The organism is Pseudomonas sp. W3I7 (assembly GCF_030816095.1).
Taxonomy (GTDB): domain Bacteria; phylum Pseudomonadota; class Gammaproteobacteria; order Pseudomonadales; family Pseudomonadaceae; genus Aquipseudomonas; species Aquipseudomonas salomonii.
In genome coordinates this window covers 4506931-4519308 of sequence record NZ_JAUSXP010000001.1, presented here as the reverse complement: position 1 = coordinate 4519308, position 12378 = coordinate 4506931, and the positions used below count along the sequence as shown (strand labels likewise).

Sequence of the window (12378 nt, the reverse complement as noted above, 5' to 3'; positions counted from 1 at the left end):
ACTACGCATCCCTGTACACTGCCAATCCGCGAAAGGAGCCTGCCATGTTGATTGTTGCCGACGAAAATATTCCGCTGCTCGATGCCTTCTTCGAAGGGTTTGGCGAGATTCGCCGCGTACCCGGGCGTTCCATCGACCGCGCCACGGTCGAGCAGGCCGATGTGCTGCTGGTGCGCTCGGTCACCAACGTCAACCGGGCCTTGTTGGACGGCTCCAAGGTGCGCTTTGTGGGCACCTGCACCATCGGTACCGATCACCTGGACCTGGATTACTTCAAGCAGGCCGGTATCACCTGGTCCAGCGCCCCAGGCTGCAATGCCCGCGGCGTGGTGGACTACGTGCTGGGCAGTTTGCAGACCCTGGCCGAAATCGAAGGCGCCGACCTGAACCAGCGCACTTATGGCGTCGTCGGTGCCGGTGAAGTGGGCGGGCGTCTGGTCAAGGTGCTCAAAGGCCTGGGCTGGAACGTGCTGGTGTGCGACCCGCCGCGCCAGATCGCCGAAGACGGTGACTACGTGAGCCTGGCGCAGATCATCGAGCAGTGCGACGTGATCAGCCTGCACACACCGCTGACCAAATCCGGCAATGGCTCCACTTGGCATCTGTTTGATCGTGAGCGCCTTGGCCGTCTCAAGCCCGGCACCTGGCTGATCAACGCCAGCCGCGGCCCTGTGGTTGATAACGCGGCCCTGCGCGAAGTGCTGCTGGAGCGCGAAGACCTGCAAGCGGTGCTGGACGTGTGGGAAGGCGAGCCCGAAGTGGACGTCGACCTGGCCGACCTGTGCGTGCTGGCCACACCGCACATCGCCGGCTACAGCCTCGACGGCAAGCAGCGCGGCACGGCGCAGATCTACCAGGCGTTCTGCGCCTATCTGGGCCAGGAACCCGGGATTCAGCTGGCTGATTTGCTGCCGCAGCCATGGCTGGCCGAGGTGCATCTTAATGCCTCGACAGACCCGGCCTGGGCGCTGGCGACGTTGTGCCGCAGTGTGTATGACCCGCGCCGCGATGATGCGGATTTCCGCCGCAGTCTTGTAGGCACCGTGCATGAGCAGCGCAAGGCGTTTGACCTGCTGCGCAAGCATTACCCGGAGCGTCGCGAGATCGATGGCTTGAAGGTGCGGATCAATGGCGAGTCGGCAGCGTTGTCGAGCATCGTCACTGCATTGGGCGCCCACTCTTTTTAGGACATGTTACACATGTGGCGAGGGAGCTTGCTCCCGTTCGACTGCGCAGCAGTCGCAGGCTTTCAGGGGCGCTTCGCACTGGAGCGCCAACCCGGCCCAGCGGGAGCAAGCTCCCTCGCCACAAAAAGCGGACTATAAAAGAACAGGCATAAAAAACCCGGCCATAGAGGCCGGGTCTGAAAGAGCGTGGGCGCGTCAGCCTTGCTTGGCAGGTTTGACCAGTCGCTGTTCCAGGTCGCTGCACGCTTGCTGGATCATTTCTTCGGTAATCTGCACTTCGCGGCCCTTGGCATCGATATACGAGCAAGGCAACTGCTGCGGCTGGCGAATCACTTCAATTTTGGCGTCACTGCTGTTTTGCAAGGTCATGGCCTGTCTCCTCATCAGGTTGTGTACCTAATCTAATCCCCCCGCGTGACCGCGCTATTACAACTCCTTACACGATCACCGGTTCGAACGCCCAGTCCAGCAGAAACCGATACAAATTTCCACCCAGGCGTTAGACCGATAGCCTCTAGGCATCGATATCGGCGGGCATAATTAACCTGACGCATTGTTATTTAGCTAAGTTCCCCCAATGTTGGTGTACAGGTTCCTCATCGGTATGCCCGCCATGTTCTCAGTCCGTCAACGCCGTGCCATTCGCCTGGCCAGCCGCTTTATCGCGCCCTACCGTTGGCAGGCGCTGGGCGCCTTGCTGGCGCTGATTGTCACCGCCGGCATCACCTTGTCCATGGGGCAGGGCATTCGTCTGCTGGTGGACCAGGGGTTCATGACCCAGTCGCCGCACCTGCTCAACCAGTCCATTGGTCTGTTCATGGTGCTGGTACTGGGCCTGGCCGTGGGTACGTTTGCGCGGTTTTACCTGGTGTCGTGGATCGGCGAACGGGTGGTGGCGGACATTCGTCGACAAGTCTTCAATCACCTGATCTACCTGCACCCAGGCTTTTACGAGAACAACCGCAGTTCGGAGATCCAGTCGCGGCTGACCACCGACACCACCTTGCTGCAATCGGTGATCGGCTCGTCCCTGTCGCTGTTCCTGCGCAATGCCTTGATGGTCATCGGCGGCATCGTGCTGTTGTTTGTCACCAACCCCAAACTCACCAGCATCGTGGTGGTGGCGCTGCCGCTGGTGCTGGCGCCGATCCTGATCTTCGGCCGCCGTGTGCGCAGCCTGTCGCGGCTGAGCCAGGACCGTATTGCCGATGTGGGCAGTTACGTGTCGGAGACGCTTGGCCAGATCAAGACCGTGCAGGCCTACAACCACCAGGTGCAGGACGAACAGCGCTTTGCCGTCACCGTGGAAGAGGCGTTTGCCACCGCGCGTAAACGCATCGCACAGCGCGCCTGGCTGATTACGCTGGTGATCATGCTGGTGCTCGGCGCCGTGGGCGTGATGCTGTGGGTGGGCGGTATGGATGTGATCAGTGGGCGAATTTCCGGCGGTGAGCTGGCGGCGTTCGTGTTTTACAGCCTGATCGTCGGCAGTGCGGTGGGCACCCTCAGCGAAGTGCTCGGCGAGCTGCAGCGTGCCGCCGGTGCCGCCGAACGGATTGGCGAACTGTTGCAATCAAGCAATGATATCCAGGCGCCCGCCGAAGGCACCGTGCAGTTGCCAGCACGCGTCAGCGGCCGTGTGGAGCTGCAAGACCTGCGCTTTTCCTACCCGTCGCGGCCGGACAGCTACGCCATCGACGGCTTGAGCCTGAGCATCAACCCTGGCGAAACCCTGGCGTTGGTCGGGCCATCCGGCGCGGGTAAATCGACGATCTTTGATTTGCTGCTGCGCTTCTACGACCCGCAGCAGGGCCGCATCCTGCTCGAAGGGCACGCGCTGACCGAACTCGAGCCGATGGACCTGCGCCGTCATTTCGCGCTGGTGTCCCAGAGCCCGGCGCTGTTTTTCGGCAGCGTCGAAGAGAACATCCGTTACGGCAACCCGTCCGCCACCCGCGAACAGGTCGAAGCCGCGGCACGCATCGCCCACGCCCATGACTTCATCCTGCAAATGCCCGACGGCTACCAGACCCATCTGGGCGACGGCGGCATGGGCCTCTCCGGCGGCCAACGCCAGCGCCTGGCCATCGCCCGTGCGTTGCTGGTGGACGCGCCGATCCTGCTGCTGGACGAAGCCACCAGCGCCCTCGATGCGCAGAGTGAACACTTGATCCAGCAAGCTTTGCCGCAACTGATGCAGGGCCGCACCACGCTGGTGATTGCGCATCGGCTGGCCACGGTGAAGAACGCCGACCGCATTGCGGTGATGGACCAGGGCAAGCTGGTGGCGGTGGGCACGCATCAACAGTTGATTGCGAGCAACCCGTTGTATGCGCGGTTGGCGGCGTTGCAGTTCAGTGATGGATTGGACGTGGAATGAAGCTGCGGTGCGCCTGTTCCTAAGGCATCATGTGGACTTTCGTTATTGATCTGGATGAGGACATGAGCCGTTATCAACCGCCGTTGACGCTGACTACAAAGATGCTGGCACTGGTAGCCGATATCAGTGAGCAGATCGGTCAACTTTCAGTCGGTGACGACAATCGTCAGACACCTCAGCTAAGACGTGGCAATCGAATCCGCACAATCCAGGCTTCGTTGGCTATCGAGAACAATACGCTCAGCGTCGAGCAGGTGACCGCTGTGTTAGAGGGCAAGCGAGTACTGGGCTTGCCCCGAGAGATCCAGGAAGTGCGTAATGCATTTGCTGCCTACGAAGCGATGCCGCAGTGGACTGGGAGTGATCGTGCCGACTTGCTCAAAGCGCACGAACTGCTGATGTTTGGTTTGATCGATGATGCCGGGCGGTTTCGTCAGGCGGATGTCGGTATCTATCGAGGCGAACAGTTAGTCCATATGGCCCCACCTGCCAGCCGGGTGACGCATTTGGTGGACGACTTGCTGCAATGGCTGTCGGCTTCGGACTGGCACCCGCTCATCGCGAGTTGCGTTTTCCATTACGAGTTTGAATTTATTCATCCATTTGCCGACGGTAATGGGCGAATGGGGCGGCTGTGGCAGACGTTGATCCTTAGCCAATGGCGGCCCGTACTGGCTTATCTGCCGGTAGAGGCGGTGATACGCGAACAGCAAGAGGCCTATTACGCCGCGCTGTCAGCAGCTGATCAGCAGGCAGAGGCGACACCCTTTGTGGAGTTTATGCTGCAGGCCTTGAGCCTGGCCTTGGCCGAGGCTGTTCAGAGTGAACGCCCAGGCACTCCATAAAAAATGCCCGCATTTTTAAATGCGGGCATTTTCATTTCTGCTTTAAACCTTACTGATCATCAAAATACCGCTCATGCCAATCCACCAGCGGCTGCGGTGAATTGAGCTTCTGCCCGTAGATCACCGAATAAGACAGCACGTTCTGCACGTACTGGCGGGTTTCGTCGAACGGGATGCTTTCCACCCACACATCGAAACTCAGGTGATCGGCACCGCGCAGCCACTGGCGCACACGGCCGGGGCCGGCGTTGTAGGCGGCGGAGGCGAGTACGCGGTTGCCGTTGAACTGGCTGTGTACCTGGCTCAGGTAGGCGGCGCCGAGCTGGATGTTCTTGTCCGGGTCCAGCACCTGGGCCGGGGAGGCCAGCGGGATGCTGAATTTGCGTGCGGTCTCTTTGGCGGTGCCGGGCATCAATTGCATCAGGCCACTGGCGCCCACGCCGGAGCGGGCGTCGTCCATGAAGGCACTTTCCTGGCGGGTGATGGCAAACACCCAGCTTGAATGCAGGCCACGCACCTTGGCTTCACGCACCAGCGTGTCGCGGTGGGCCATCGGGAAACGGATATCCAGGTCATCCCAGTACTGCGCCTGGCTGATGGTGCGGATCGCCGGGAAGTACCACTTCATGTCGTAGGCCAGCTTGGCCTGGGCGACCATCTCATCGCGGTTGAAGTGACGGCTGACGTGGTACCACTCGCGGCGGCCATCGACAATCTGGCCGCGTGCGTAGAACTCCATCGCGCGGCGCACACCGGGGGTGTTGCGCACTTTGTTGATCAACGCCTGGCTCATCACCAGCGGTTTGTTCTTCAACTGGTACGGCGCTTTGGAGCGATCAGCGGCGAGGAAGCCGTAGAAATCACGTTCCTGCGCGAGGTTTTTGTACAGCACCAGCGGCTGCGGGTTTTTTTGGCTCGGCCAGTTCCAGGCTGCGCGCTTGCCAGTAACGCCAGCGGTTGGTGGTGGCCAGGTCTTGTGGGAGTTTGCGGGTCAACTGGTAGGCATCTTCCCAGCGCGCCAGGCGCAACAGCAGGCGCAGGCGCCATTCGGAGACGGTGTTGTCACGCAGCTCGGGGTCGTACTTGGTCATCACGTCCAGGGCGCGTGGGTCGTAGCGGCGCGCCAGGGTCAGGCCGATTTCGCGGGCGATCGACACTTTTTCGTCACGGGAGAAGTGCATGCTGCTGGCATAGCCGTCGAGCAGGGCCATGGCCTTGTCCGGGTCCTGGCGTGCCAGGCGGCGCAGGCCCAGGCCCACCGCGTCGGACATGGCCTCATTGGCCGGCAGGAAGCGCGACGGGTCGCTGAGCATGTCGGGCTTTTGCGCCACGTCGATCATCAAGCGGCCTTGGGCGCCGAGGGTCGGCAGGGTTTTCACCAGGCTGTTGGCCAGCGCGTAGTTGCGGGCTTCGGCGGCGAGCTTGGCGCGGTCCCAGATTTTCTGTTCGGTGAGTTGGCCATCGGCGGCCCACTGGCCAAAGGTGGCGTCACAGGCGGCCGGCTGGGATTTGCCGGTCATCCAGAGTTTTTCGCTGGTCTTGTAGCCTTCGGCTTTGAGGTTGTGCGTCAGTTGGTACTGGCCATGCAGGCAGTCCAGCTCGACGAAATTGAGCTTGGCGTCGTAATACTTTTCAAAGGTTTGCCAATCACCCCGGTCAGCCAGCCAGCGTAACCAACGCAGTTTCATCCAGTTGGCCTGGGGCAGGTCGCCGTTTTTGGCGAGGAACTGCTCGATTTCCTCGTTGCTCGCGGTTTTGAGGCGCGCGGTCAGCTCGTCGTAGGCCAGGTACGGCGTGAGCGGGTAGTCGGCCAGGGCCTGGCTGTATTGCATGTACGGGCCGCTGTCGCCTTTGGCGAGGGCGCGTTTGGCTTCATCGTAATATTGACGTTGGGTGGTGAGGTCCACGGCCTGGGCGGATTGAACGGCGGTGGCGGAAAGAAGCAGACAAGATAAAAAGTTGAAAAGGCGACTGCGCATGAGACGTCCGTGCAGAGAAATCACGACTAGCACCGGCATCGCCGACACTGATTGCCCCTAGCTTAGCCTTTTGCCAGCGGCTGGCGAAAGCTTTGCCGGCCGGCTGGCAGCAGTTCACCGTAAATGTCCTACAGAACGTGTCTGTGGCAAAAATGCCGGCCGCATCCCACCCTCAAGTCAGGTAGAATGCGCGCCCAGTTTTTGGAGAAGCGTATGACCCTGCTCAAATTCAGCGATGTGTCCCTTGCTTTCGGCGCTATGCCGTTGTTGGACAAGGTGTCCTGGCAGATCGCCCGTGGTGAGCGGGTGTGCATCATCGGCCGCAACGGCACCGGCAAGTCCAGCATGATGAAGCTGGTAAAAGGCGACCAGAAGCCCGATGACGGCTCTGTATGGCGCGCGCCGGGCCTCAAGATCGGCGAATTGCCGCAGGAATTGCCGGTGGCCGACGGACGGACAGTGTTCGACGTGGTTGCCGAAGGCCTCGACGGCGTGGGCGAGTTGCTCGCGCAGTACCATCACCTGGCGCAGAACTGCGTCACCGAAGCCGACCTGGACAAGCTCATGCACGTCCAGCAAGACCTCGAGGCCCGTGACGGCTGGCGCTTGCAGCAACTGGTCGAGAGCACCCTGAGCCGCCTGCAACTGCCGGCCGACAAGACCCTCGCCGAATTGTCCGGCGGCTGGCGTCGTCGCGTGCTGCTGGCCCAGGCGCTGGTGTCCGAGCCAGACCTGCTGCTGCTCGACGAACCAACCAACCACCTGGACATCGGCGCCATTGCCTGGCTGGAAGAAGCCATCAAGGATTTCCAGGGCGCTGTGCTGTTTATCACGCACGACCGTGCTTTCCTGCAGAGCCTGGCAACGCGCATCCTCGAACTGGACCGTGGCGGCCTGATCGACTGGAACGGCGACTACGCCAGCTTCCTGGTGCACAAAGAAGCCTCCCTGGCCGCTGAAGAAACCGCCAACGCGCTGTTCGATAAAAAGCTGGCCCAGGAAGAAGTCTGGATCCGCCAGGGCATCAAGGCCCGTCGCACCCGTAACGAAGGCCGTGTACGTGCCCTCAAAGCCCTGCGTGTTGAGCGCAGCGAGCGTCGCGAGCGCACCGGCAAGGCCAATATCCAGCTGGACACCGCCGACAAGTCGGGCAAGCAGGTGATGGTGCTGGAGAACGTCAGCTTCCACCACCCGGACGGCCCGTTCCTGATCAAGGACTTCTCGATGGTCCTGCAGCGCGGCGACCGTATCGGCCTGCTGGGCGCCAACGGCACCGGCAAGACCACCTTGCTCAAGCTGATGCTCAATGGCCTGCAACCGACCAGCGGCACCGTGGAAGAAGGCACGCGCATCGACGTGGCCTACTTCGACCAGTTGCGCCATCAGTTGGACCTGGAAAAGACCGTGATCGACAACGTCGCCGAAGGCCGCGACTTTATCGACATCGACGGTCAAAGCCGCCACGTGCTGAGCTACCTGGGCGACTTCCTGTTCAGCCCGCAGCGTGCGCGTACGCCGGTCAAAGCCTTGTCCGGGGGTGAGCGCGCGCGCCTGCTGCTGGCCAAGCTGTTCAGCAAGCCGTCCAACCTGCTGGTACTCGACGAGCCGACCAACGACCTCGACGTGGAAACCCTCGAGTTGCTGGAAGAGGTGTTGCTGACCTTTAACGGCACCGTGCTGATGGTCAGCCACGACCGGGCATTCCTCGACAACGTGGTGACCAGCACCCTGGTTTTCGAAGGTGAAGGCAAGGTGCGTGAATACGTCGGTGGTTACCAGGACTGGATCCGCCAGGGCGGCTCGCCGCGCCTGTTGGGCGTGACCGAGAGCAAGTCCGGCAAGGCCGACCTGACCTCGGCAGTCGTGGCGCCTGTGGCCGCTGCTGCTGCACCGGTTGCGGAAGCTGCGCCGGCGGCCAAGAAGAAGCTCAGCTACAAGCTGCAACGCGAGCTGGAAGCCCTGCCGGGTGATATCGACGCCAAGGAACAGCAGATCGCTGCGGTAGAAGCAGACATGGCTGACGCGGGTTTCTACCTGCGCCCGGCGGCGGAAACCGCCAAGGTGATTGCTTCCCTGGAAACGTTGAACCAGGAGCTGGAAGTGCTGATGGAGCGTTGGGCTGAGCTGGATGCCTGAGTGATTCGCTGGCAATAAAAAGCCCGGCGCTCGTTTCTATGAGCGCCGGGCTTTTTTATATGAAATGCGATTCAAAATGTGGGAGCTGGTTTGTGTGGGAGCTGGCTTGCCTGCGATAGCCTCACCTCGGTCTGCCTGAAGCACCGAGGTGTCTGCATCGCAGGCAAGCCAGCTCCCGCATTAGAGCTTCATCGGCCTTACGAGCTTTTTACCAGCTTGACCGCCAGCACATCACAGGGCGCGCCATGCAGCACGTCATTGGCGGTAGAACCCAGCAACAACGCCAGGCCATGACGACCATGGCTGCCGACCACGATCAGGTCGCAGTTCTGCTCTTTGGCCAGGTGATGGATTTCCTGGCGCGGCTGGCCGTAGGTGAGGTGGGAGTTTTCCTTGGTCACTTCCGGGTATTTGAGGATCAAGCGATCCAGGCGCTCTTTGGCTTGGTCAAACTGCTGTTGCTGCAACTGGGAAAGGTCCATGGGCACGTCGCCACCAAAGGCCATGGCCATCGGCTCGACGATATGCACGAGTGACAGCTTGGCGCCGTTGGCGATTGCTGAAGCCTGAGCGCGCTTGATAACCGGGTCGCACTCTTCGGTCAGATCGACGGCGACCAGGATATGTTTGTAGGAATGTTCGTTGGGCATGGCGCGTTCCTCCAGGAGACTGCAATAAGTTCAGTATGGCTGGTTTCAAGCGGATGGGGTTGCGTCAGCTCAAATCCGCGCATCTAGAAATTCGGGAGTACACATATGACGGTCTGGATAGTGGTGTCAATCCTTCTGGTGGTTCTGAGCCCCCTGGCATGGCTGCGCCCGTCGCGCCATCAGAGCGGGCGCATGGCCCTGCGTATGGAGGCGCGCCGCATCGGTTTGGCCATGCAATTGGCGCCACAGGAGTGGCCGCACTGGCTCGCGCAAGAGCCGCCGAGCCCCTGCGCGCAGTACTGCAGGCCACGGCGGGGCAGCACGCCGGCGCTGTGGAGTTATTGGCAAATGTCGCCAGGCGTGTGGGTCAATCAGTGGCGTGAAGTGTGTGAGGATGAAAAGTTGTTGCCGCATTTTGCGACGTTGCCGGCCAACGTCTACAAGGTCGAGGCCGACAAGCAAATGATCGCCTTGTATTGGGGCGAGAAGGGCGAGGCCAGCGTGCTGAAGGACATCGATGCGCTGCTCAAGGCCCTGGCATGACGCCATTGCGGTTATAAAAGCCAGGCATTAAAAAGCCCGACATCATCATCGGGCTGGAGTTGGCCAGGCAGGCCGGTAATTCTGTGTTCCTCGCGCCGGGTGTTCATCACGGGCGCTTTGCGGTTGTCGCAAGCCTAGCGGCCTATCCGATTCTGTACAGCCTTTTCCCACATCTTTTTTATTATTGATTCTGTGAATATTTGAATATTGACAGGGCGCAGGCGTGGGCGTGGAGTTCTGAACTGACTGGAAAGTCGCGTTTTTCCTGGCCTTTCGAGCGATTGACAATTGCCCTGAATTGGATGAAGGTGACGTACCCAAATCAAACGGGCGTATGAATTGAGCGTTTGTCTGTCAGACGACTCATACAGAACCCCGACTAGCGCATTGGCGGGTGTGCCTGGCGGATTGGCATGAGCATTGACCCAACTATCAATGTCCAACCAATAGGCCAGCGTCCAGTGTGTACTGTTCAGCTTCCATATCGTGGAGATCAGTTGATGATTTACGAAGGTAAAGCCATCACGGTTAAGGCTCTTGAAAGTGGCATCGTCGAACTGAAATTCGACCTCAAGGGTGAGTCCGTCAACAAGTTCAACCGTCTAACCCTGAACGAACTGCGTCAGGCCGTAGACACCATCAAAGCAGATGCTTCGGTCAAGGGCGTGATCGTCTCCAGCGGCAAGGACGTGTTTATCGTCGGCGCTGACATCACCGAATTCGTCGACAACTTCAAGCTGCCCGATGCAGAGCTTGTGGCCGGCAACCTCGAAGCCAACAAGATTTTCAGCGATTTCGAAGACCTCAACGTGCCAACCGTGGCTGCCATCAATGGCATCGCGTTGGGCGGCGGCCTGGAAATGTGTCTGGCTGCAGACTACCGCGTCATGTCGGCCACCGCCAAAATCGGCCTGCCTGAAGTCAAACTGGGCATCTACCCAGGTTTCGGTGGCACTGTGCGTCTGCCGCGCCTGATCGGTGCTGACAACGCAATCGAGTGGATCGCCGCCGGTAAAGAAAACCGTGCCGAAGATGCGCTGAAAGTCGGCGCCGTCGACGCTGTGGTCGCCCCGGACAAACTGGCTGAAGCCGCCCTGAACCTGATCAAAGGCGCCATCAGCGGCGAATTTGACTACAAGGCCAAGCGTCAGCCGAAGCTGGAAAAACTCAAGCTCAACGCCATCGAACAAATGATGTCGTTCGAAACCGCCAAAGGTTTCGTCGCAGGCCAGGCCGGCCCGAACTACCCGGCGCCGGTTGAAGCGATCAAGACCATCCAGAAAGCTGCGAACTTCGGTCGCGACAAAGCCCTGGAAGTGGAAGCCGCCGGCTTCGTCAAACTGGCGAAAACCTCGGCTGCCCAAAGCCTGATCGGCCTGTTCCTGAACGATCAGGAACTGAAGAAAAAGGCCAAGGCCTACGACGAGATTGCCCGCGACGTGAAACAGGCGGCCGTACTCGGCGCCGGCATCATGGGTGGCGGTATCGCTTATCAGTCGGCGTCCAAAGGCACGCCGATCCTGATGAAAGACATCAACGAGCACGGCATCGAGCAAGGCCTGGCAGAAGCCGCCAAGCTGCTGGTGGGCCGCGTTGATAAAGGTCGCATGACCGCCGCGAAGATGGCTGAAGTGCTTAACGGCATTCGTCCTACGCTGTCCTACGGCGATTTCGGCCACGTCGACCTAGTGGTCGAAGCGGTAGTCGAAAACCCGAAGGTCAAGCAAGCCGTACTGGCTGAAGTGGAAGCCCAGGTTAAAGACGACACCATCCTGGCCTCGAACACCTCGACCATTTCCATCTCGCTGCTGGCCAAGGCCCTCAAGCGTCCGGAAAACTTCGTCGGCATGCACTTCTTCAACCCGGTACACATGATGCCGCTGGTGGAAGTGATCCGTGGCGAGAAGTCCAGCGAGCTGGCCGTGGCCACTACCGTTGCCTACGCCAAAAAAATGGGCAAGAACCCGATCGTGGTCAATGACTGCCCGGGCTTCCTGGTCAACCGCGTACTGTTCCCGTACTTCGGCGGTTTCGCCAAGCTGGTCAGCGCCGGTGTCGATTTTGTGCGCATCGACAAAGTCATGGAAAAATTCGGCTGGCCTATGGGCCCGGCGTACCTGATGGACGTGGTCGGTATCGACACTGGCCACCATGGTCGTGACGTAATGGCTGAAGGCTTCCCGGACCGCATGAAAGACGACCGCCGCTCGGCGATCGACGCGCTCTACGAGGCCAAGCGCCTGGGCCAGAAGAACGGCAAGGGCTTCTACGCCTACGAGGCTGACAAGAAGGGCAAGCAGAAGAAAGTGGCCGACCCGTCGGTGCACGAAGTACTCGCGCCCGTCATCTACGAACAGCGTGAGGTGTCCGATGAGGACATCATCAACTGGATGATGATCGCCCTGTGCCTGGAAACCGTGCGTTGCCTGGAAGACGGCATCGTTGAAACCGCCGCCGAAGCCGATATGGGCCTGGTGTACGGTATTGGTTTCCCTCCATTCCGTGGTGGTGCGCTGCGTTACATCGACTCGATCGGTGTGGCTGAGTTCGTTGCCCTGGCTGACAAATACGCTGATTTGGGCCCGCTGTACCACCCGACCGCGAAGCTGCGTGAAATGGCCAAAAACGGCCAAAGCTTCTTCGGTTAAGCGCCCAGAC

At 60.3% G+C, this 12378-nt stretch carries 7 protein-coding genes and 2 pseudogenes; 6 read left to right on the top strand and 3 right to left on the bottom strand.

The annotated features are described in order from the left end of the window. Positions 1–44: 44 nt before the first annotated feature. Positions 45–1187: a 4-phosphoerythronate dehydrogenase PdxB gene (gene pdxB / locus QF043_RS20815; RefSeq protein WP_307420015.1), complete on the top strand. Its 1143-nt coding sequence runs from the start codon at positions 45–47 to the stop codon at positions 1185–1187. Between the two features lie 195 nt (positions 1188–1382). Here pdxB and QF043_RS20810 read toward each other — a convergent pair whose 3' ends face one another. Beyond that, positions 1383–1556: a PA1571 family protein gene (locus tag QF043_RS20810; protein WP_163005420.1), complete on the bottom strand. Its 174-nt coding sequence runs from the start codon at positions 1554–1556 to the stop codon at positions 1383–1385. Positions 1557–1791: 235 nt separating this feature from the next. Here QF043_RS20810 and QF043_RS20805 point away from each other — a divergent pair, with 235 nt between their 5' ends. Together QF043_RS20805 and QF043_RS20800 are read left to right on the top strand one after the other, a co-directional pair. Further along, complete coding sequence (locus QF043_RS20805; protein ID WP_307420014.1) at positions 1792–3567, top strand: ABC transporter transmembrane domain-containing protein; 1776 nt, start codon at positions 1792–1794, stop codon at positions 3565–3567. Positions 3568–3629: 62 nt separating this feature from the next. Beyond that, positions 3630–4394: pseudogene (locus QF043_RS20800) on the top strand (Fic family protein); the annotation flags it as partial. 67 nt (positions 4395–4461) lie between these two features. Here QF043_RS20800 and QF043_RS20795 read toward each other — a convergent pair. After that, positions 4462–6391: pseudogene (locus QF043_RS20795) on the bottom strand (transglycosylase SLT domain-containing protein). 213 nt (positions 6392–6604) lie between these two features. On the opposite strand from QF043_RS20795, the gene QF043_RS20790 reads away from it, so the two are divergent. Further along, positions 6605–8527, top strand: coding sequence for an ATP-binding cassette domain-containing protein (locus tag QF043_RS20790; RefSeq protein WP_307420013.1), 1923 nt, complete (start codon positions 6605–6607; stop codon positions 8525–8527). 197 nt (positions 8528–8724) lie between these two features. On the opposite strand, the gene QF043_RS20785 is transcribed toward QF043_RS20790, so the two are convergent. Next, on the bottom strand, positions 8725–9177 hold the full coding sequence (locus tag QF043_RS20785) for a universal stress protein (RefSeq protein WP_058419614.1): 453 nt from the start codon (positions 9175–9177) through the stop codon (positions 8725–8727). A 105-nt stretch (positions 9178–9282) separates the two neighbouring features. Here QF043_RS20785 and QF043_RS20780 point away from each other — a divergent pair, with 105 nt between their 5' ends. Together QF043_RS20780 and fadB are read left to right on the top strand one after the other, a co-directional pair. Next, positions 9283–9720, top strand: a complete 438-nt coding sequence (locus QF043_RS20780) for a hypothetical protein (protein WP_307420012.1) — start codon at positions 9283–9285, stop codon at positions 9718–9720. 500 nt (positions 9721–10220) lie between these two features. Beyond that, complete coding sequence (fadB, locus tag QF043_RS20775; RefSeq protein ID WP_307420011.1) at positions 10221–12368, top strand: fatty acid oxidation complex subunit alpha FadB; 2148 nt, start codon at positions 10221–10223, stop codon at positions 12366–12368. The last annotated feature ends 10 nt before the right edge of the window (positions 12369–12378 follow it).